Here is a 20,309-nt window from a genome sequence, read left to right on the forward strand (position 1 = left end):
AGGGAGACTGGACCCATGTGCCGGAGTATCAAGACGCTGCGTCCGCCCGCGTTGCCCGAACAGGCGACGGAGGAGGACATCCACGCCGCCGCCCTGCAGTTCGTACGGAAGGTGTCCGGGTTCCGGGCACCGGCCGCGCACAACAGGGAGGTGTTCGACCGGGCCGTCGACGCGATCGCCGAGGCCACGGCGGAGCTGCTGGCCGGGCTCGAGGTACGCGGGGCGCGTCAGGCGTCGTAGCCCCCCGGCGGCAGCAGCAGCGGGGGCGCGGCAGGCTCGTGGCGCTGCCCTGCGCGGTCCTAGGCCGCGGGCCGGCGCATCAGGTACGCCGCGCCCGCGCCCGCGCCGAACAGGGCCAGCACCGAGACGCCCGTCGCCAGCCAGGTCGTGCCCAGCCAGTGGGCGCCGAAGTAGCCGAGGGCCACGCTGTAGCCGGCCCAGGACAGGCCGGCCAGGGCGGACCAGGGGAGGAAGTCCCGCGCGCGGCGGTGGTCCGCACCGGCGATGAGGGAGACGACCGAGCGGCCGGCGGGGGCGAAGCGGGCCAGGACGACCAGCGCGCCGCCGCCCCGGGCCAGGGCCTCGCCGAGACGTTCCTGCGCGTTGGTGAGGCGCCGGGAGCGGGAGATCGCGCGGTCCAGGCGCTCACCGCCGCGCCAGGCCAGCCGGTAGGCCACCAGGTCGCCCAGCACGGACGCGGTCGTCGCGGAGAGGATCAGGACCATGATGTCCGGCACCTCGTGCGGGACCTCTCCGGTCGCCGCGCCCGATCCGGCGGCGGCCGCGGTGGCCGCCGTGATGACCAGCACCCCGCTCGGCAGTACCGGCAGGAACACGTCGAGGAGGACCGACAGGCCCACCAAGGCATAGATCCAAGGGCTGCCCAGCAAGGCCCCCACACTCTCGAACACCGTTCGCTCCCCCGTGCCAATGACAGCCATACAGCGTACGCGTGAGATGTGACAGAAGGGTCACGAGGGGTGTTTGGGTTCGACATGTCCCGTTCACTCCCGGCTGTGAACGCGGGTGCCCTCCCCGCCGCCGCGGAGAGGGCACCCGGTGTACCTGTCTCAGGCCGTGACCGTGGCCTGCTGCGCGGCCGGCTCCGGTCGCGCGGCCGTGCGCCTGGTGAGCAGCCGGTCCAGGCCCAGGGCGCCGGAGCCGGTGAAGACCAGCAGCAGGAAGGCCCAGCAGAACATCGCCGAGGCCTCACCGCCGTTCTCCAGCGGCCACAGGGCGCCCGGCTGGTGCACCTTGAAGTAGGCGTACGCCATGGAGCCCGAGGCCAGGAACGCGGCGGCCCGGGTGCCGAGGCCCAGCAGCACCAGGACGCCGCAGACCAGCTGGATCACGGCCGCGTACCAGCCCGGCCAGGTGCCGGCGTCGACGGTGCCGCCGTCGGTGCCGACGGCCCCGCCCAGGACGCCGAAGAGGGAGGCGGCGCCGTGGCAGGCGAACAGCAGGCCCACGACGATGCGGAACAGCCCTAACGCGTAGGGCTGCGCGGTGTTGAGGCGAGCGGACATGGTGGGGGGTGCTCCTTCGGTGTCGGTCGGGCCGGTCCTGGATGGGGACTGGACCGAACCCGTCGGTGGGGGCGGCGGTACCGAATGAGCGGTCAACGCTAGGCGGACCTAATCAATGCTTGCAAGTTCAACATTTGGCCACGGCCTGGATTCCGTTTGCGGTTCCGTTTCGGCTGTCGCCGCACGTAGGACGGCTCTGGCCACCGCGTCCGCGTCCGAAAGCGTGACCGAATCCACGCCTGGGCGGGCGCCCGCCGCGGTCACCCAGTGCACGCCCTCCGTGGGCACCCCGAAGGCGAACCGCCTTGCGTGTGACCTGCCTTGACGGTCTATCAGGTGATAGGGGCGTTGTGTCACGTCAAGCCCTCCGGTGACGTAACCGTCGACCGTGTGGGGGCGGCACCGGCCGGTCTTCAGCAGCCGGGCGAGGAGGCCGTCGGCGCTGCGGCGCAGATCCGGTTCCGGCAGCCGGGCCTCGACGAGGGTGGTCACCCGGACCGCCGAGCCCGGCACCTCCGGGGAGTACGCCCGCCAGGCCCCGTCCTCCTCCCGCACCTCCAGGCGCGGGCCGAGCACCTCCACCACCCCCGCCTCGACCAGAGCGGTCAGCTCCTCGATGCGCCGCCGGGGCGGGCCGATGGACAGGAACGCGTTGAGCGGGGTGTACCAGCGGTCCAGATGGTCCCGGCGGGAGGCGCCGGTCAGCCCGCCGTGGTCGACGACCAGCCGCAGTTCGTTGCGCAGGTCGCGCAGCACGTCCAGGGCCGCCTTCAGCGGGCCGGCCACGTTCCCCCGCGCCGCCTCCTCGGCATCCCGCCGCAGATACCCCAGCAGCCACTCCCGCCACTGCCCCGGATGCGCGAACCGCCGTCCCGCGTACGGCCGGGAGATCCGGTCCCAGCTCCAGCGGTCCTCCGCAGCCACCCCGAACTCGTCGAGCACACGGACCTCTTCGGGATCCCGGTGCGGCATGGAGAGGAAACGGTCCGCGAACTCCGTACGCCCCAGAAGGGCCGCGTAGTACACCGTCTCCACCTCCTTCGCCACCAACGGCCATATTTCCGCGAGGAAGTCGGGCGCCTCACCGGAGTCCGCGCGTTTGCGCAGCCCCGCGATCACCTCCGGCGTCAGGACGAGCGGCGTGTGACGCCCGTAGGGGCCCTTGGCGTTGTCCCCGCGCGCCTGATACGGAACACCGCGCCGCGACCCGGCGTACAGCCGGGGCTCGCGACCGGAGGGTAGGTATCGCAGACCGCCGGGGGCGGAGGCGGCGCAGGTGAAGCGGCCGCCGCGGCCCGTGGTCAGGAGGGCCATGTGGTCGAAGAAGTTCAGGCCCAGGCCGCGCAGGAGCACCGGTTCGCCGGGAGCGAGGGCGGCCAGGTCGACGTCGGCCGGATTGGCGGGCGGGACATGGCGCAGGCCGTGGCGCTCGGCGTAGGCGGTGTGGCGCTGCTGGGCACTGTCGGCGACCGCGGGCAGATGGCCCTGGGCCAGGACCACCGCGGACAGACCGAGCAGCACCCGGCCGTCGTCCAGGGTGAGCACCTGGCGGCCGTCGGCGGCGTCGTCGAGGCGGACCGCCCGGGCCGCGTGGGTCTCGACGCAAACAGAGGGCGGCGCCTGGCGCACGGTCCGCGCGAACACCCACTCCAGGTAACGCCCGTAGTGGGCGCGGGTCGGGTACTCGTCCGGGCCCAGGGTGCCGCCCGCCCACTCGTACAGGCTGGGACCGGGCCGGATCGGGCCGGCGCAGTCCACGCTGTCGTCGGTGAACAGGGTCACCTGCGAGGCCACCGTGTTCATCAGCAGCTCCCGCGACTGCGCGGTGCGCCACACCCGGCCCGGGCCCGGCGGATCCGGGTCGACGACATGGACGGTCAGCCGCACCCCCGGCGGGAGGAGGTCGGGGGCGGACGCGCAGAGGCGTTCCAGGACGCTGGTCCCGCGCGGCCCGGCGCCGACCAGGGCCACGGCGACGGACACCGTTTGCGCGTTCACTTCCGCGTTGACTGACAGCAAGGGGATGACTCCCGGGCGTGTGGGGCGCGATGGAGTGGACCGTCCACGACGGTGCGCTGGAAGCGGACGGTCCGCCTCATCATGCCTCTCCCGAACTCTTCGAGCACGGGGGACCCCCAGCGCCGCAGAAGCCAACGCGGGCCCCACAGACCCCAGTTGTCCCGCCTGACCTTCATCAGCGGGTCAAGTCGGACTCCTCCACCGTCGTCAACACGCCCTTCCCGCGCGCCTGCTCCAGCCGCAGCCGGGCCGAACGCCCGTGCAGGGTCAGGGACATGAGCTGGTTGCCGAACCAAGGTCCGCCGGTTCTGCGCCAGTCGACGGGCGGCCGCGGACAGCCGCCGTGCCCGGCGAAACGGCGCCCGAGGGCACGGGCCGCCGCGCTCCAGCCGAACCGGAAGCCCACCCGGATCGACAGCGGGATCGAGTTGTGCACGGGCGAGCAGGTGAGCTGCAGCACCCGCGCGTCCGGCCCGCCGGTGCCGCCCGGCCACCGCGGCTCGGCGACGTACGCGTGGTGCACATCACCGGACAGCACGAGCACCGTCGCCGGCGCGTCCGCCCCCGAACCCGCCTCGGCGATCAGTTCCGTCAGCGCGGCGAAGGAGTCGGGAAAGGCCGCCCAGTGCTCCAGATCCGCCGCCCGCCGCAGCCGCTCCCCGAACCGAGCCCAGCGCGCACCCCGCTCCCCCCGGCACAGGGCCGCGTTCCACCGCTCGGCGTCGTGCACCAGATGCGGCAGCAGCCAGGGCAGGGAGGTGCCGATCAGGAGATGGTCGTAGGAGCCGGGGTCCTCGAGCGCCTGTGCGCGCAGCCACTCGGCCTCGCCCGGGTCGAGCATCGCGCGCCCGCCCTCGTCGAGGACCCGCGCGGCCCGGGTGTCCACCATCAGCAGCCGCACCCGCCCGAAGTCCCGCCGGTAGCTCCAGCGCACGGACGCGGGCTCGCCGTCGGCGCGGCAGGCGAAGGCGCGCAGGACGTCGGTGCCGTCGGGGGTCGCGCGTACGGCGGCGTAGAGCGGGTCGGCGGTGAGTTCGGCGGGGGAGAGGTTCCCCAGGTGCTGGTGGACCCAGTACGACATCAGACCGCTCAGGATCCGCTCGCGCCACCAGGGCGTGGCCCGCATGTCGGTGAGCCAGGCGGCGGAGGTGTTCCAGTCGTCGATGACGTCGTGATCGTCGAAGATCATGCAGCTGGGCACGGTGGACAGCAGCCACCGCACCTCCGGGTCGAGCCAGGACTCGTAGTAGAGCCAGGTGTACTCCTCGAAGTCGGCGACCTCGGCGCCGGGTGCGTCCGCGAGGCCCCGGCGGACCCGTATGCGCTCCTTCACGGCGTCGGAGACCTCGTCGGCGTACACCTGGTCGCCCAGCAGGAGGAGCACGTCCGGGCGTTCGGCACCGGGGTCGGCGGCGAGGCGGGCGGCCAGGCTGTCCAGGGCGTCGGGGCCGACGGGGTCGTCCGTGTCGGCGGGGGGCGCCGCCCAGCGGCAGGAGCCGAAGGTGACGCGGACGGCGTCGCCGCCGCCCGGGGTCCGGATGACGGAGGGCGGGAAGCGGGAGTCGGGCAGCGGCCACACGCGGGTGCCGTCGAGGAACACCTCGTACGCCGTGTCCGTCCCCGGCGTCAGGCCGGTCACCGGGATCAGGGCGTAGTGATGGCCCGCCACCTGGAAGGTGCGGGCCGTGCCGCCGGCGCCGTCCGGGCAGCGCACCTCGGCGGCGCACGGACGGCTCGCCTCGACCCAGACGGTCGCGGACGAGGCGTCGGCGTATCTCAGCAGGGGGCCCAGGCGTAGTCCGGCCACGCGATCACTCTCCTCCGTCGCCCCGTACGGTACGGAACGACGGAGGAGTGTGGGGAGTGCCTGGCGGCCACCGGTCGATCAGCGGCCGGGGCCGGTCGGTCAGCAGCTCGCGAGGTAGCTGGTGAGCGCGGACTTCTCGGCCGAGTCGACGGAGAGGTCGTAGTAGTACTTCACCTGCACCCAGGCGCGGACGTAGGTGCAGCGGTAGGAGGTGACCGACGGCATCCACTCGGCCGGGTCCTGGTCGCTCTTCGCCTGGTTCACGTTGTCCGTGACGGCGATGAGCTGCGGGCGGGTCAGGTCGTTGGCGAAGGCCTGGCGCTGGGCGGTGGTCCAGCTGTCGGCACCGGAGTCCCAGGCCTCGGCGAGCGGGACCAGGTGGTCGATGTCCAGGTCGGAGGCGGCGGTCCAGGTCGCGCCGTCGTACGGGGAGTACCAGGTGCCGCTGGTGGCGGCGCAGGCGGAGCTGGTGACGACGTTCGTACCGTCGCGCTTGAGCACCGTCTCACGGGTGTTGCAGGTGCCGGAGATGGTGATCCAGTGGGGGAAGAGGTCGCGGTCGTAGCCGGTGCGGTCCTCGGTGGCCACGGTGAGCGAGGCGAGGTAGGTGCGGGCGGTGGCCGCGCTGACCGGGGTGGGGAGGGCGGCGGAGGCGGTGGGGGAGTTGAAAAGCGCGACGGAGGCTATGAGACCGGTGAGTGCCGCGAGTATGCTCAGTCGTCGACGCGCGTAGAACTTGGGCATGCGAACTCCTTGGTGGGGCGGGGGTGTTGGAGCGCGAGCGTTGGAATGCTCGCCGTGCCGCGTTGCGGGGAGGTGTGCGTCCGGTAAGAAGTTAGTGACGCGTACATGACACGACAAGGTTTACAGCGAAACGATCTCGAACGGTTTCTCGTACACTGGGAGGCGCAGAAGGGGAGTAGCTCTTCGCCGGACCGTCGACATACTGCTCAGCTCGTCTGAGCCGGCGCCCGGAGGCGAGCCCGTTCCCATGGGCCGCCAGCGAGACCTTCGGCAAGCAGTCGCACATCCGTGCCGTACGGCACGGATGACCTGTGTGCTGCCGTGCCGAGGTGTTTCGCGTCCTGTGAAAAGGCTCTCGGCTCGGTGGCCCCGACCGATTGAGAAACCTTGATCAGCATCACTGTCACGGCGCTCGTCTTCGGCGTCGTCTTCCTGGCCGAGCTGCCCGACAAGACCGCGCTCGCCGGCCTCGTCCTCGGCACCCGCTACCGCGCCTCCTACGTCTTCGCCGGCGTCGCCGCCGCCTTCGCGCTGCATGTCACGCTCGCCGTCGCGGCGGGGAGCGTGCTGACGCTGCTGCCGCAGCAGATCGTGCACGCGCTCACGGGCGTGCTGTTCCTCGGGGGCGCGGCGGTGCTCCTGCTGAAGAAGGACGAGGAAGAGGAGGAGGTCCGACGGCCGGAGAACCAGTCCTTCTGGAAGGTGGCCGGGGCCGGCTTCATGCTGATCCTGGTCGCCGAGTTCGGCGACCTGACCCAGATCATGACCGCGAACCTGGCCGCCCGCTACGACGACCCGCTCTCCGTCGGGCTCGGCGCGGTGCTGGCGCTGTGGGCGGTGGCCGGACTGGGCATCGTCGGCGGAAAGGCGCTGATGAAGCGCGTGCCGCTGAAGCTGATCACACAGATCGCCGCGCTGCTGATGACGGGACTGGGCGTGTGGAGCCTGTGGGAGGCGATCGCGGGCTGAGCTGAACGCTCGGTGAACGCTTTCCGGTGTGGGTGGCGGAGGGCCCGCTTCATTTTGTACCGTGGGGGAACAAAGTGGCTCCCGCCCGTTTTCCCTGACCGGCGGGCGGGGCCGCCTTGTCTCTTGCGTACGCCTTGTGTGGGGAGCTGCTCATGCCGGTCCTGTCCGCCCGTGCCCTTCTGCTCGACATGGACGGCACCCTCGTGAACTCCGACGCCGTCGTCGAGCGGATCTGGCGGCGCTGGGCCGAACGGCACGGGCTGAGCGGCGACGAGGTGATGCAGGTCGTGCACGGGCGGCAGGGGCACGCCTCGATGGCCGTGCTGCTGCCCGACCGGCCGATGGAGCGGAACCTCGCGGACAACGCGCGGATGCTGGCCGAGGAGACCGCCGATCTGGACGGTGTGGTGCCGGTGCCCGGGGCGCCGGAGTTCGTCGCCTCGCTCGTCGCGCAGGGCGTTCCGCACGCGCTGGTCACCTCGGCGGACGTCCCGCTGTCCACGGCGCGGATGGCCGCGGCGGGGCTTCCGCTCCCGCAGGTGCGGATCACCGCGGAGTCGGTGGGGGCGAGCAAGCCGGACCCCGAGGGCTTCCTGAAGGGCGCGGCGGAGTTGGGGGTCGCGCCGCAGGAGTGCCTGGTGTTCGAGGACTCGGGGGCCGGGATCGAGGCGGGGCGCTCCGCTGGGATGCGGGTGGTGGGGGTGGGGGCTCGGGCTGGGGTGCATGGGCCGGATGTGGTGGTGCGGGATCTGAGGCAGGTAAGGGTGGAGGTTGTGAGGGACGGGGTGCGGATTCACGTGGGGTGAGGTTTCTCAGCCCGTCCGGCGTTCGAGGACGAGGCTCGTTCAGGGCCGAAGCGGGGGTCTGGGGGCGGCAGCCCCCAGCACCACCGGCCTACGGCTCCTTGGTCTCCGCCTCCAGGCGCGCCCTCGTCGCCGCCCCGTACACCCCCAGTTCGTCGTCCTGGATGCCGCGGGACCACTGGTAGTTGCGCAGGGCGCTTTCGACGTCGGTGGTGAAGGTGCCGTCGGCGTCGCCGTTGTAGAGGTACAGCTGGCGCAGGCGGAGCTGGAGCTCGGTCACTTCCGTGCCCTTGTCGCCGAGGCGGAGGACGGGGGTGGCGATGGTCTCCTGGCCGTTGTCGGCCTGGTTGTCGGGGGCGAGGGTGCCGGTGGCGCGGGCCGTGGGGGCCGTGGCGTCGGCCGAGGCGGAGGCGGAGGCCGACGGTGAGGCGCTCGACTCGGAAGCCGTCGGCGACGGGCTCTCGCTCTCGCCGGCGGACGGCGAGGCGCTGGAGGCCGAGGGTGACGCCGACCGGCTCGCGGCGGACGCGGAGGGCGCGCTGGTCGAGGTGTCGGGGACCGCGGCCCGTACGTCCTTGGGGGCGGCGCCGTCCCGCGTCGGCTTCTCGTAGGTGAACAGTCCGCTCGCGAACCCGGCCGCGGCCACCACGGCCACGGCGGCACCGGTGGCCGCGATCAGCAGGGTGCGCCGGCGCCGGCCGCGCGGCGGGTCCTCGTCGTCGGCGTGAGGCCCGTCCGCCCCTTCCGGTTCCTGGAACAGGCTCAGGTCGGTGGTGGCGGGCTCACCGGCGGGCCGGACCGGCGGCAGGGTCATGGTCGCGTCGGCCGACCGGATCGGCGGCAGCGCCATGGTCTCGTCCGCCGGCCCGACCGGCGGCAGCGCAGTGGTCCCGTCTCCCGGCCGGATCCGCTGCAGGGGCATGGTCGCGTCGGCGGCCGGTACGGCCCTCAGCGGCATGGTCGCGTCGGCCGGAACGCCGCCCGCCTCGCCGGGCGCGCCCCCCAGTTCGACGTACGGCCGGATCCGCAGCGGGTCGAAGTCCTCCGCCGCTGCCGCCTCCGCCGTACGTGTCTCGCGCAGGGCCTCGGAGGCGCGCTCCGCGCAGGCGCAGGACGGGGTGTTGTCGGGTGCGCGCAACGCCCCGCACTCCGGGCACGGGTGCCCCTGCGGCGGCCCCGGTCGCCCCTGCCACCCCGTCCGTTCGCTCACCTGTTCGTCCCTCCCCATGAGAACTCCAGAGTTTATGCAGATCCTCCACACAGCTGACTCCCCGAGCCCCGGGATGTCGTCTTCCGTCGGGTTTTCCCTCGGTGCTCGCGAGGGCTCGGAAGGACTCGGGAGGCCATAACGGGTCACACCGATCACGATGGACAGTGGCACCGGAGCCTCAGGAGGTATCCATGGCGTTGGACGCGCACAGCAGGACCGTGGATCCACATCAGGAACACGTGTCCGGAAACGTCCTCGTCTCCATCGGCGCCCTGCTGCTCGGCATGCTCCTCGCCGCCCTGGACCAGACGATCGTGTCGACCGCCCTGCCCACGATCGTCAGCGAGCTGGGCGGCCTGGAGCATCTGAGCTGGGTCGTCACCGCCTACCTGCTCGCGTCGACCGCCGCGACCCCGCTGTGGGGCAAACTGGGCGATCAGTACGGGCGCAAGAGGCTCTTCCAGATCGCGATCGTGCTCTTCCTGATCGGTTCGGCGCTCTGCGGAATGGCGCAAAACATGCCGCAGTTGATCGCCTTCCGCGCGCTCCAGGGGCTGGGCGGCGGCGGCCTGCTGGTGCTGTCGATGGCGATCGTCGGCGACCTCGTCCCGCCCCGGGAACGCGGCCGCTACCAGGGCCTGTTCGGCGCGGTGTTCGGCGCCACCAGCGTCCTCGGACCGCTCCTCGGCGGCCTGTTCACCGAACATCTCAGCTGGCGCTGGGTGTTCTACGTCAACCTGCCCGTCGGTGTCGTCGCCCTCGCCGTGATCGCGACCGTCCTGCGCATCCCGCGCAAGGAGACCCGGCACGTCATCGACTACCTCGGCACCCTCCTCATCGCCTCCGTCGCCACCTGCCTGGTACTGGTGGCGTCCCTGGGCGGCACGACCTGGGACTGGGGCTCCCCGCAGATCGTCGGACTCGCGGTCCTGGGCGTCGTACTCGCCGCGGTGTTCGTCGCCGTCGAACGGAAGGCCGCCGAACCGGTCCTCCCGCTCAAGCTGTTCCGGATCCGCACCTTCACGCTCTCCGCCGTCATCAGCTTCATCGTCGGCTTCGCGATGTTCGGCGCGATGACCTACCTGCCGACCTTCCTCCAGGTCGTGCAGGGCGTCTCACCGACCGCGTCCGGCGTGCACATGCTGCCGATGGTGGCGGGCATGCTGCTGTCGTCCACGGCCTCCGGACAGATCGTCAGCCGCACCGGCCGCTGGAAGGTGTTCCCGCTGACCGGCACCGCCGTCACCACCCTCGGCCTGCTCCTCCTCCACCAGCTCGACGAGAACAGCTCCACGGCCGAGATGAGCGCCTACTTCTTCGTCTTCGGCCTGGGCCTCGGCCTGGTCATGCAGGTCCTCGTCCTCATCGTGCAGAACGCCGTCGCCTACGAGGACCTCGGCGTCGCCACCTCCGGCGCCACCTTCTTCCGCTCCATCGGCGCCTCCTTCGGCGTCGCCATCTTCGGCACGGTCTTCGCGGGCCGCCTCGGCGACAAGCTCACCGACGCCTTCCGGGGCGTACAGCTGCCCTCCGGCCTCTCGGTGGACTCCCTGGAGGCCGATCCGCGCGACATCGCCCTGCTGCCCTCCGCCCTGCGACCGCAGGCCATGCACGCGTACGCGTCCGCCATCACCGACGTCTTCCTGTACGCCGCCCCCGTCGCCCTCCTCGGCTTCGTCCTGGCCTGGTTCCTCCGGGAGGACCCGCTGCGCGGCTCGGTCACCGCGCCCGACGTGACGGAGACCCTCGCCAGCAACCCCGTCGAGCGGTCCTCGTACGACGAGGTGTGCCGGGCGCTGTCCGTCCTCGGCACCCGGGAGGGCCGCCGCGAGATCTACCGCAGGATCACCGCCCGCGCGGGCTACGACCTCCTGCCGGCGGCGAGCTGGCTCCTGCTGCGGATGAAGCGGTACGGCAGCGTCGAGCCGGGCGTGCTCGCCGAGCGCAGTACGGTCCCGCTGCCGGTGATCCTCGAGGCCTCCCGCCAGGTCGAGGAGCGCCGGCTCGCCGTACGCGAGGGCCTCGACCTGCTCCTCACCCCGCAGGGCCGCGAGGTCGCCGCGGACCTCGCGCGGGTGCGGGAGGAGTCGCTGGCGGAACTGCTCGGCGACTGGTGGGGCCCCGACCGGCCCACCGACCTGGTCCAACTGGTCAAGGAGCTGAACGACGAACTGTGCGGCTCCGACCGCGAACAGCCGCACGACGAACGGCCGGTGCCGCGGATCAGCCGAGAGCCTTCGTGAACCAGTGCTCGGCGTAGACGTCGTCGTTGTGCGGCTCGGTCTCCCGGTAGCCGAGCCGGGCGTACAGGGCGCGCGCCTCGACCAGGTCGCTGCGGGTGTCCAGGATCATCCGCGTGGCACCGAGCGCCCGGGCGGCGTCCTCCGCGGCCCCGACGAGGAGCGGCGCGCCGCCCTTGCCGCGCAGCCCCTCCCGTACGAACACCCGGGTGAGCTCGGCCGTCGCCGCGTCCAGCAGCCGTACGCCCGCACAGCCGCCCGGCTCACCGTCGTACCGCCCCACCAGCAACCGGCCCCCGGGCGGGGTGAGTTCGTCCCCCGGCCGGGCGGCGATCTCCCGCTCCAGCTCGTCCGGGTCGGTCCGGCGCCTCTCGTGCAGCAGGTACCAGCGGTCGCTGACCTCCGTGTAGTACTCCCGCCAGAGCGCGGTGGCGGCGGGGGAGTCGAAGGGCTCGGGGGCGATGGTCCAGGTCATCCGCCCATTCTGCGGAGACGGTACGGGGGCCGCGCAAACGGATATGGGGATTCGTTTGGGAGGTGCCCTCCGGGCAACCCGGGACGGGAACCGGCCCGTGGGGCCGACACACCGAGAGGCAACCATGTCCACAGGCGTGATCATCGCTCTGATCGTGGCTGCGGCGGCCGTCGTCGCCGTGGCGGCGATCCTGGCCGTGCGGGCTCGGGGCTCGCACGGCGGACGCGGCCTGAAGCAGCGCTTCGGGCCCGAGTACGACCGGGCCGTGGCCCGGCACGACGGGGACGTCGAGGCGGCCGAGCGGGAACTCGGCGCGCTCGTGGAGCGGCACGGCGGTCTGCGCGAGCGGCCGCTGGAGCCCGCGGAGCGCGAGCGGTTCGAGGCCCGCTGGACGGCCGCGCAGGAGCATTTCGTCGACTCCCCGAGCGAAGCGGTCGTCGAGGCCGACCATCTCCTCGCCGAGGTGGCCGGCGCCCGCGGCTTCCCGGACGGCGCCCAGTACGACGAACAGCTCGCCGCGCTCTCCGTCCACCACGCCGACCATGTGCACGGCTACCGGCGCGTGCACCGGGTGGCCCGGGTTCGGTCCGGAGACGGCGACCTCTTCCGCAAGGCGGGCGCATCCGGCGGCGAGGCGGGTCTGCGCGACGGCGGTGAGGCCGGTGCCTACGGCGGCGGTGGGCCCGGTGCCTTCGGCGGCGGTGAGGCCGGTGCCTACGGCGGCGGTGAGGCCGGTGCCTTCGGCGGCGGTGGGCCCGGTGCCTTCGGCGGCGGTGAGGCCGGTGCCTTCGGCGGCGGTGAGGCCGGTGCCTTCGGCGGCGGTGAGGCCGGTGCCTTCGGCGGCGGTGGGCCCGGTGCCTTCGGCGGCGGTGGGCCCGGTGCCTTCGGCGGCGGTGCGTCCCGCTCGTACGGTGGTGGCGAGGCGGGGATGCGGGACGGTGGTGAGACCGGTACGCGGGACGCGCGTGCGCCCGGCACCGAGGACATGCGGGCCGCCATGGTCGAGGCCCGCGCCCTCTTCGACGACCTGCTGGGCCCGCCCCACCGTGACACCGGCCGCCACCGCGCCCAGCACCGCCGGACGCCCCAGGCCGACCGCTCCCACCATCTGCCGTGGGGCTTCCACCGGCACCAGACGAAGGAAGGGTGACGTGCGATGCCCGACATGACCCAGGACACCCCAGAGATCCAGGACTCCCAGGGCTCCCAGGACTCGGAGAACCGTCGGCCCCTCACACCGATGGAGAAGGCCCAGGTGGCGGCACGGTCCCGCGTCGCCACGGGCACGGTCGCCGACGGCGGCGGGCACGGCTCGCCGCTGCTGCCGCGCGACGAGTGCGACGACCTCGCCTCACGGATGCAGCACGCCGTCGGCGGGTTCGTGGACGGTCCCCGGGACGCCGTCACGGAGGCCGACCATGTGCTGGAGGAACTCGCCGAGCGCTTCACCGACGCCGTGAACCAGCGGCGCCGCACCCTGCGCGGCTCCTGGCAGGCCACCGAGAGCGGAAAGCCCGGGAGCGCCACCGCCGACACCGAGCAACTCCGGCTGGCGCTGCGGGACTACCGCGAACTGACGGAGCGGCTGCTACACGTGTGACCCGTCGTCCGAGGGCCCGTCCGAGGTCCCGTCCGCACTTCCGTCCGCCGCCCGGCGCTCCCGCCACTGCCGTACGACCGCTTCGACGTCGTACGGCTTCATACCCAGCGGGGGGCCGGGCGGCGGCTTGAACATCATGTCGCGGAGCTTGACGTTGACGTCCGTGATGATCCTCCGGACGATGCGCTCCGAGGGCGCCGCGTACGCCGCCGCGAGGGCGTCCTCCGCCTCCTTGCGCAGGGCGAGGGCCGGAGGCAGGACCGAGAGCCCCTCGCGGGCCAGCTTGGCCCTGATCCACCACAGTTCGTCGTACGAGGAGTCGGTGCCCGGCGGCAACGGCTTGCCCGCACCCGGCAGTCGGTCGAACTCGCCGCGCCGCTCGGCATCGCGGATCTGCTTGTCGACCCAGGAGTCGAACGGCACACCCGGTGGCTTTCGCTCGGTCATGCGTCCATTGTGCCGGACGTGACCGGCCCGGGCGATTTATCATGCGGCCGCTGTGCAAACACTGTTCAGCTTGCTGTTCCAGCCGCCATCCAGCCGTCGAACCACGGCTTCACGAAGGAGCGCACGTGCTCGAACTCACCATGGCCTCCGTCTCCGGGACGGAAGAGGGCGCCACGGCCGGCATGCTCATGGCCGACGCGCCCAGTGACCCGGGCGCCGTGCTGCGGGTGGGCCGGGACAAGTCCGTGTGCCGTCTCGCGACGCCCGAGGACTGGCTGTTCGTCTCTCGTGTGCACCTGGAGTTCCTGTGCGGCCCCGAGGGCACCTGGCAGGTCTCCTGGCTGCGCGGCTCGCAGGACGAGCCGTCCTCCGAAGTGCGGCTGGTCGTCGGGGAGTACGCGCAGCAGATCGCCTACGGCGGCACGGTACCGCTGCCGCGCGGCGGCTCCGGCGAGATCATCGTCCTCGACCGCACCGGGCCGCGCAGCGTCAACGTGGGCTTCTTCCACGAGATGTAGTCCTGCCGAGACGCAGGCCCGCCCCGGCGGGCCGATCCGGGGCTACGCCAGGACGCGCGCCAGCGCGAAACCGTCGTAGCCCTTGGTGCCCACCGTCTGGATGGCCGTCCCGCTGAGCCGGGGGTGTGAGCCCATCAGCTCGAGCGCGGCCCGGGTGCCCCGCACGTCCCCGTCCTCGCTGCCCGCGTCGACGATCCGGCCGCTCCGTACGACGTTGTCGATGACGATCAGGCTGCCCGTGCTGGTGAGCCTCAGCGCCCACTCCAGGTAGTGGAGGTTGTTGGCCTTGTCGGCGTCGATGAAGACCAGGTCGAACGGGGGCGGGTTCTCGTCGGCCAGCCGGGGCAGCGACTCCAGGGCCGCGCCGACCCGCACCTCCACCACCTTGTCCAGGCCCGCGCGGGCGATGTTGCGGACGGCGACCTCGGCGTGGTGGGGGTCGTACTCCAGCGAGATGAGCCGGCCGTCGGCGGGGAGTGCGCGGGCCAGCCAGATCGTGCTGTAGCCGGCGAGCGTGCCGATCTCCAGGATCGCCCGCGCCCCCTGGATCTCGGCCAGCAGCCGGAGCAGCTTGCCCTGGTTCGGCGTGACGTTGATCGCGGGGAGCCCGGCGGCCTCGCTGTCGCGCAACGCGGCCGCGGTCACCTCGTCGTCCGGGGCGAGGTGGGCCGTGAAGTAGGCGTCGACGGCGTCCCAGACCTGCGACTCGCTCATGCGCTCTGCCTCTCGTGTGCCTTCATCTAGTTAGAACCGCTAACTAGTCATGTCAACGCGCCCCATCGTGCGCGGGTTCCCCGCCGAGGGGGCCTCCCCGGTTCCCCGCCCCGTGAATTCACCCGTTCGGCCGAGGCGTCACGGGCAGCGTGAAGGGCTTCGGGGGCGCGGGGGACCGGGGAGCCGTGAACGGCGGTCGGGCCGGGCGGGGAGGGGTGAGGGGCGGTGTGGAGCGGGGGGTGGAGGGGGGTGGGGGTGTGGTGGGGGGACGGGCGGGGGGTGGGGGTGTGGACGGGCGCGGGGGTGCGGGGGGATCGGCGGGATGGGAGGCGGTCTCGGTGGGGCGTGCGGCGGTCTCGGCGGGGCGTGCGGTCGGCTTCGGGGGGACGGTTCCACCGGCTCCACCCGCTCCACCGGCTCCACCCGCTCCACCGGCTCCATCGGCTCCACCGGCGGAGCGCGAGGTGTGCCGTGGTGGTACGGGGGGCGCGGTGGGGCGTGCACTCGGCCTTGGGGGTAACGCTGCCCCGGCGGGGTCCGAGGTGGGCCTCGGGGGAACGGCTGCCCCGGCGGGGTGCGGGGTGGGCCTCGGGGGCGCGGCCGACCCCGGGGCGTGGGAGGTCGGCCTCGGCGGTGCGGTCGGCGCGGTGGGGCGTGTGGTCGGCATCGGAGGTGTCATCGGGGGTGTCCCCGGGGCCCGGTCGGCCGGTGGGGACGGCGGGGTGGGCTGGTGGCCCGAGGCGTGGCGGGGGCCCGGCTGGGTCGCTCGGCGTGCCTGGCGGCCGCGCAACGCGAGGGTGACCCATGCCGTGGTGACCGCCGCGAGGCCGCCGACCACCGTCACCAGCCACGCCGGGACGCCGAGCACCCTGAGCAGCCGGTCCTCGTAGATCACCTGCTGGAACGCGGTGTCGGCGGCGGCCCGGCGCAGCTCGTGGTCGCCCGAGATCGCCGAGGGGCGCGGGAACTCCTGGGCGACGGCCGTCAGGTACGGCGTGCCCGCCGCCAGCTCACCCAGCGGGCCGCCCGCCGACGTACCGATCCGTCCGGCGAAGGTGACCCGGGGCCGCTCGCCGCCGATCCGGGACGCCGGTTCCATGCGGTGGGCGGCGAGGACGTACAGGCCCAGCGACTGCGGGGTGGTCGCCAGCCGGGACAGCCGCATCGGGTAGACGGGCGCGTCGGCCGCGAAGGTGAGGCGGAGGGGGTCGAGCTCGCCGTTCAGGGCGGCGCCGGTGGTTTCGGGGGCCAGTTTGACCGCGACGTACTCCCACCGCCGGTCGACGTACGGGCGGAGGGCGATTTCGAGGCGGGGCGGGAAGGCGAAGTCGTTCGAGCTCAGCCAGTCGTCCAAGGCTGCCGGATCGGTGGCGGTCAGCCGCGCCACGTCGAACGGCCCGAGCCGCTCGCGCCCGACCACACCCACCTCGGCCGCGCCCCTCGGCGGGGGCGGCGGACCGCCCTCGCCGTCGCCGGCGGTCAGCGGCCAGTCGCCGTCCTGCGGCCAGAAGTGGGTGCGGGAGCGCTGCACGGGAGCGGTGGCGGCGGCCAGCTGGTCGAAGAGCTTCGCGTCGCCGAGCTCCACCGTCGCCCGGCGTGGCACCGGCATGATCCAGGCGGCGCGTTCGGCGTCCCCGGCGACCCGCAGACTCATCACGATCTGCTCCTGCCGGCCGTCCCAGCGCACCACGGACACCTCCCGGCCGACCGTGAGCTGCCGCTCGTCACCGGGGATCAGCGCACCACAGGCGCAGGCGTACGCCGGCGCGACGAGCGAACCGAGCTGAACCGCCAGCAGCGCCAGGAGCACGGCCGCGACCCGCGCGCGCACCCGCGCCCCGGTCGCGCGGGCCGCCCTGACCGCCCGGGCCGCCCGGGTCACCCGGGTCACCCAGGTCGCCGGGGCGCCCCGCCGCTCAGCGCGCCGTCTCGCGCGCCCCCTCGGTGAACCGATCGTGCCGACCAAGCCGACCATGTGCCGCAGCCCCTTCGTCGTCCGCCGTCGCCCGCCGTGATGCGTGACCGCCTGATCCGTCATCCGTAACTGCCCGCCGCGGTACGGCCGTCCACCGTTCACGACGCGCAGCCGTCCCGCTGCCCTCCGTACCGCACGGGCGTACGACGGTACGGCTGAAGCGCCGGTTCCGTTCGTGTGAAGTGCCAGTTCCGGCCGTGCTGTGACCCACATCGCGCCCTGCGGAGGCAACCTCACCCCGGCGCACTATCGTCTTCCGGACAAAAGGAGGGCCGACGTCAGGTGAAGCGGGGATGGCCTGCGTCTCTCTCCGGGGGCGGTGCGAGCCACATAGGGTTCGTCCAGGAAACACCCACGCAGCGGACGCGTGGCACGAACGGGGCGGGAGGCCGACGAGGCGTGGCGAATGCGGAGCACAGCGGGCGACCGGCGGAGGCCTTCGGGTCGACCGCGGTCGGCACGGCGAGGGCGGCCCGTCTGCGCGCGGCCCGCCTCGGCCTCTGGCTGCTCGCGGCGGTCCTCGCCGTACGCCAGGTGGCCGTGGTCCTCGGCACCCCGCGCGGGGAACGGCTGACGGACCTGGAGACCTGGGTCGGCCCGGACGGCGTGCTGCACGTCAACGGTTCGCTCTACGACTCCACGCGCTTCACCGGCACCCCGTTCGGCGGACTCGTCCTCAAGCCCCTCACCCGGGCGGCGGAACAGGCCCTCGGCTGGGGCTGGACCTTCGGCACGCTGCTGTTGGTCGTCGCCCTGGGTTTGGTGGTCGCGCGCGCCCTGCCCCAGCCGGTGAGCAGACGGACGTCTCTCCTCGCCGCCCCGGTCGCGATCAGCCTCCTCATGCTGTCGCTGCCGGTGCGCAACACCCTCTGGCTCGGCCAGACCAGCATCATCCCGGTCCTCCTCGTCCTCCTCGGCTGCTTCGTCGTACGGGGCCAGAAGACCGGCGGCGCGCTGATCGGACTTGCTGCCGCCCTCCAGCCGACGGTCCTGCTGTTCGCCGCGCTCCTGTGGTTCACCGGCCGCCGCCGCGCGGCAGCGGCCACGGGCGCGACCTTCGCCGCGGTCACCGCGCTCGCCTGGGCGGCGATGCCGCACGACTCGTACACCTACTGGGTGCACCACATGGCGGGCGTCGGCCTCGGCGGCAAGGCGGACGCCCTCGCCAACCAGTCCCTGCACGGAGCCCTGCTGCGCCTCGGCCTCTCCGGCCCGCTGGAGATCGGCTTGTTCCTGGTGCTGGGCGCGGGCGTCGCGGTCCTCGGCGTGCGCCGGGCGGTCCGTTACGCCCATGACGGCCAGCTCCTGCTGGCGGTGGCCCTCACGGGCTGCGCGGCGATCGCGGTCTCCCCGACGACCTGGCAGCACCAGCTGCTGTGGGTCCTGCTCGCGGTCGTCGGCCGGGTCGGCACACGCGCCTCGGACCGCTATGTCTGGCCGGTGGCGGTGATCCTCGTGATGACCCTCCCGGCCCGGATGATGCTGCCGAACATGGCGGCGCTCTACTGGCTCCGCGACAACGCGGTCCTGCTGGCGGCCATCGCCGCGGCGACGGTGATCCCCTTCCTCCCGCGCACGTCCCCGTACTACCGCACACCGATCCCCACGGAGTACGCGCAACCGGTCCCGGCCCGCTGGAAGCACGTACCGCTGCTGCCGTTCCTCAAGCGCGTCCTGACCCGCCCCAACCTGCTCCTCGAGCTTCTGCTGATCCGGGTCACCTACGCGGCCTACCAGCAGGTCCGGCTGGCGGCGACCGGTGGCTCCAACTCCGCGGGCCGGGCGCGGGCGGAGGCCCACGGCCAGGAGATCCTCGACCTCGAACGCCTCCTGCACATCGACATCGAGCACGCGGTCAACCACTGGGTGGTCGGCGTCGACTGGCTCCGGAACTTCTTCGACTTCTACTACGAGTCCTTCCACTTCGTGGTCCCGCTGACGGTCCTGGCGGTCCTGTACTGGCGCCGCCCGGTGGACTACCGCTGGGCCCGCTCGGCCCTCGGCTTCGCGACCCTCCTGGCCCTGGTCGGCTTCTGGCTCTACCCGCTGGCGCCCCCGCGTCTGATGCCGGCGCTCGGCGTCATCGACACGGTCCACGGCGTCCAGGACTTCTCCAAGCCCGACTACGGCACCCTCACCGCCCTGACCAACCAGTACGCCGCGATGCCCTCCCTCCACTTCGGCTGGTCCCTGTGGTGCGGACTCGTCATCGCGATCGTCGCCCCGAGGTGGTGGATGAAGGCCCTAGGCCTCCTCCACCCCTTCTTCACCGTCTCGGCCATCGTCGCGACCGGCAACCACTGGGTCCTGGACGCGGCGGGCGGCGCGGCGGTCGTGGCGGCGGGCTTCGGACTGTCGTACGCCCTGATGGGGCCGCGGGCAGGGTCGGCGACGGCGCCGGAGCGCTCGGAGCCGCTCCAGGTAACGAAGGAACCGACACCGAGCGGCTGACGGTGCCCCCGCGGCCGACCCCTCCTGCATCCTTCCGCCACCGGGGTCGGCAGGCGCCCCCGGGACGGGGTGGGGGATCCATGTCAGCGGTACGCGTTCGTCCTGATCATCCTGATCGTCGGCGAGGAGGCAGGTCGACCCTCCTCGCCGCGACGACCGCCCTGGCTCTGTCGGGCACCTCCGGGTGCCTCCTGGGTCCGTCCGACCCCGTCCCCCGTACTTCGGAGCCCGCCCGACCGCCGCCTCCATCCCACCCCACATACGCGTGGCCTACGAGGACCCGACCGGCGACGGCCGCGACGACGTCTTCACCGTCCGCACGATCGAGAAGGTGAAGCTGAAGGCGGGGGAGTACTGGACGAGGGACGGGGAGCGGACGGCGGCGCAGATCGACGGCCAGCTGAAGTGCGGCCAGTGACGCACGATCCGGACCGGCGGCGAAGGCCGTGAACATCGGGAAGCGCAACTGGCCTACAGGACCGGACGGTTGGCGTCGGCAGGCACGACACAGCACCGATAGGCATTGTCTGGCCTGTGACCAACGCCATACCGAAATGATGGAACCGTTTTACATTCCCCCTGTTCACAGGTTCTTCACGCGCATTACCTTCTCGCTTCACTGATCAACTTCTGGAGTGAGACCCATGCCGAACAGGGCGTGGGGCGCATGGGTGGGGGCACTCAATGGCAACTCGGCGTGCGCGTTTGCTGTCCGTGACGGTGGCAGGCGCGGTGCTGACGGGCCTGCTGTCAACCGTGTCGGTCATGACGCCGCAACAGGCCGTCGCTGCTGCGGGAGATACGACACCGT

At 72.7% G+C, this 20,309-nt stretch carries 18 protein-coding genes and 1 pseudogene; 9 read left to right on the plus strand and 10 right to left on the minus strand.

What is annotated here, in order from left to right:
* The first annotated feature begins 15 nt into the window (after window positions 1-15).
* A complete protein-coding gene (locus tag ACIRF9_RS04285) occupies window positions 16-240 on the plus strand; it encodes a DUF2277 domain-containing protein (protein WP_403815976.1) in 225 nt (74 codons plus the stop codon).
* A gap of 59 nt (window positions 241-299) precedes the next feature.
* Here ACIRF9_RS04285 and ACIRF9_RS04290 read toward each other — a convergent pair whose 3' ends face one another.
* From ACIRF9_RS04290 to ACIRF9_RS04310, 5 genes are all read right to left on the minus strand, one after another.
* Window positions 300-911 carry a DedA family protein gene (locus ACIRF9_RS04290; RefSeq protein WP_403815978.1) on the minus strand — a complete coding sequence of 204 codons (612 nt, stop codon included), beginning with the start codon at window positions 909-911 and terminating at the stop codon, window positions 300-302.
* A gap of 159 nt (window positions 912-1,070) precedes the next feature.
* Entirely contained in the window at window positions 1,071-1,526 is a 456-nt protein-coding gene (locus tag ACIRF9_RS04295) for a DoxX family protein (protein ID WP_403815981.1), read from the minus strand.
* Window positions 1,527-1,634: 108 nt separating this feature from the next.
* The gene (locus tag ACIRF9_RS04300; RefSeq protein ID WP_403815983.1) at window positions 1,635-3,545 is read right to left on the minus strand and encodes an FAD/NAD(P)-binding protein; all 1,911 of its coding nucleotides are present in this window, start codon (window positions 3,543-3,545) and stop codon (window positions 1,635-1,637) included.
* Between the two features lie 175 nt (window positions 3,546-3,720).
* Window positions 3,721-5,352 carry an alkaline phosphatase D family protein gene (locus tag ACIRF9_RS04305; protein WP_403815986.1) on the minus strand — a complete coding sequence of 544 codons (1,632 nt, stop codon included), beginning with the start codon at window positions 5,350-5,352 and terminating at the stop codon, window positions 3,721-3,723.
* A gap of 99 nt (window positions 5,353-5,451) precedes the next feature.
* Entirely contained in the window at window positions 5,452-6,096 is a 645-nt protein-coding gene (locus tag ACIRF9_RS04310; RefSeq protein WP_403815989.1) for an HNH endonuclease family protein, read from the minus strand.
* A 387-nt stretch (window positions 6,097-6,483) separates the two neighbouring features.
* On the opposite strand from ACIRF9_RS04310, the gene ACIRF9_RS04315 reads away from it, so the two are divergent.
* Window positions 6,484-7,065, plus strand: a complete 582-nt coding sequence (locus tag ACIRF9_RS04315; protein WP_403815992.1) for a TMEM165/GDT1 family protein — start codon at window positions 6,484-6,486, stop codon at window positions 7,063-7,065.
* A 152-nt stretch (window positions 7,066-7,217) separates the two neighbouring features.
* Window positions 7,218-7,871 (plus strand): HAD family hydrolase, encoded by a 654-nt coding sequence (locus ACIRF9_RS04320; RefSeq protein ID WP_403815995.1) that lies wholly within the window; start codon window positions 7,218-7,220, stop codon window positions 7,869-7,871.
* An 88-nt stretch (window positions 7,872-7,959) separates the two neighbouring features.
* Here the strand turns inward: ACIRF9_RS04320 and ACIRF9_RS04325 are convergent, their stop codons facing one another.
* Window positions 7,960-9,006, minus strand: coding sequence for a peptidoglycan-binding protein (locus ACIRF9_RS04325; RefSeq protein WP_403815998.1), 1,047 nt, complete (start codon window positions 9,004-9,006; stop codon window positions 7,960-7,962).
* A gap of 263 nt (window positions 9,007-9,269) precedes the next feature.
* Here ACIRF9_RS04325 and ACIRF9_RS04330 point away from each other — a divergent pair, with 263 nt between their 5' ends.
* Window positions 9,270-11,321, plus strand: coding sequence for a DHA2 family efflux MFS transporter permease subunit (locus ACIRF9_RS04330; protein WP_403816001.1), 2,052 nt, complete (start codon window positions 9,270-9,272; stop codon window positions 11,319-11,321).
* Here the strand turns inward: ACIRF9_RS04330 and ACIRF9_RS04335 are convergent.
* Window positions 11,302-11,793: a GNAT family N-acetyltransferase gene (locus tag ACIRF9_RS04335; RefSeq protein ID WP_403816004.1), complete on the minus strand. Its 492-nt coding sequence runs from the start codon at window positions 11,791-11,793 to the stop codon at window positions 11,302-11,304. The genes ACIRF9_RS04330 and ACIRF9_RS04335 overlap by 20 nt on opposite strands.
* A gap of 124 nt (window positions 11,794-11,917) precedes the next feature.
* Between ACIRF9_RS04335 and ACIRF9_RS04340 the strand changes: the two are divergent.
* Window positions 11,918-12,421: pseudogene (locus ACIRF9_RS04340) on the plus strand (hypothetical protein); the annotation flags it as partial.
* Window positions 12,422-12,949: 528 nt separating this feature from the next.
* Window positions 12,950-13,393, plus strand: a complete 444-nt coding sequence (locus ACIRF9_RS04345; protein WP_403816007.1) for a hypothetical protein — start codon at window positions 12,950-12,952, stop codon at window positions 13,391-13,393.
* Here ACIRF9_RS04345 and ACIRF9_RS04350 read toward each other — a convergent pair.
* Window positions 13,382-13,840 (minus strand): DUF1992 domain-containing protein, encoded by a 459-nt coding sequence (locus ACIRF9_RS04350; RefSeq protein WP_403816009.1) that lies wholly within the window; start codon window positions 13,838-13,840, stop codon window positions 13,382-13,384. The two genes, ACIRF9_RS04345 and ACIRF9_RS04350, sit on opposite strands and share 12 nt — an antisense overlap.
* Before the next feature lie 125 nt (window positions 13,841-13,965).
* Here ACIRF9_RS04350 and ACIRF9_RS04355 point away from each other — a divergent pair, with 125 nt between their 5' ends.
* Window positions 13,966-14,358 (plus strand): hypothetical protein, encoded by a 393-nt coding sequence (locus tag ACIRF9_RS04355; protein ID WP_403816011.1) that lies wholly within the window; start codon window positions 13,966-13,968, stop codon window positions 14,356-14,358.
* A gap of 42 nt (window positions 14,359-14,400) precedes the next feature.
* Here the strand turns inward: ACIRF9_RS04355 and ACIRF9_RS04360 are convergent, their stop codons facing one another.
* The gene (locus tag ACIRF9_RS04360; protein WP_403816014.1) at window positions 14,401-15,072 is read right to left on the minus strand and encodes an O-methyltransferase; all 672 of its coding nucleotides are present in this window, start codon (window positions 15,070-15,072) and stop codon (window positions 14,401-14,403) included.
* Window positions 15,073-15,190: 118 nt separating this feature from the next.
* Complete coding sequence (locus tag ACIRF9_RS04365) at window positions 15,191-17,047, minus strand: DUF2330 domain-containing protein (RefSeq protein WP_403816017.1); 1,857 nt, start codon at window positions 17,045-17,047, stop codon at window positions 15,191-15,193.
* A 399-nt stretch (window positions 17,048-17,446) separates the two neighbouring features.
* On the opposite strand from ACIRF9_RS04365, the gene ACIRF9_RS04370 reads away from it, so the two are divergent.
* Together ACIRF9_RS04370 and ACIRF9_RS04375 are read left to right on the plus strand one after the other, a co-directional pair.
* Window positions 17,447-19,498 carry a bifunctional glycosyltransferase 87/phosphatase PAP2 family protein gene (locus tag ACIRF9_RS04370; RefSeq protein WP_403816020.1) on the plus strand — a complete coding sequence of 684 codons (2,052 nt, stop codon included), beginning with the start codon at window positions 17,447-17,449 and terminating at the stop codon, window positions 19,496-19,498.
* Window positions 19,499-19,763: 265 nt separating this feature from the next.
* Complete coding sequence (locus ACIRF9_RS04375; protein ID WP_403816023.1) at window positions 19,764-19,916, plus strand: hypothetical protein; 153 nt, start codon at window positions 19,764-19,766, stop codon at window positions 19,914-19,916.
* Window positions 19,917-20,309: the final 393 nt, after the last annotated feature.

It is taken from the genome of Streptomyces sp. NPDC096132 (assembly GCF_044763345.1).
GTDB lineage: Bacteria > Actinomycetota > Actinomycetes > Streptomycetales > Streptomycetaceae > Streptomyces.